1 rRNA gene is annotated in these 282 nt (G+C 36.9%); it reads right to left on the bottom strand.

The features are described from left to right. A 5S ribosomal RNA gene (gene rrf, locus LQ617_RS15920) occupies nucleotides 1-75 on the bottom strand; the annotation flags it as partial. Between the last annotated feature and the right edge of the window lie 207 nt (nucleotides 76-282).

Raw genomic sequence — 282 nt, 5'->3', positions numbered from 1 at the left:
ACCATCGGCGCTAAAGAGCTTAACTTCTGTGTTCGGCATGGGAACAGGTGTGACCTCTTTGCTATCGTCACCAGACAAATTATTGCTTGAGTCAATCGTTTACATACTTCCTCATCACTGCTGTCTTCCTCATTCATTTACGAAAGTAAACTCATTTGTCAGCCATTGTGATTCGTTGTCTATAAGCGTTTTCTCTACGCAATACAAATTGAAATGTATTACACATTCAAAACTAGATAGTAAGTAGATTTTACGGCTAAAACCGATTTAAAATTTGATTAA

The organism is Mammaliicoccus sp. P-M59, from assembly GCF_022386135.1.
Lineage (GTDB): Bacteria > Bacillota > Bacilli > Staphylococcales > Staphylococcaceae > Mammaliicoccus > Mammaliicoccus sciuri_A.
This window is presented reverse-complemented; position numbering and strand designations above follow the sequence as displayed.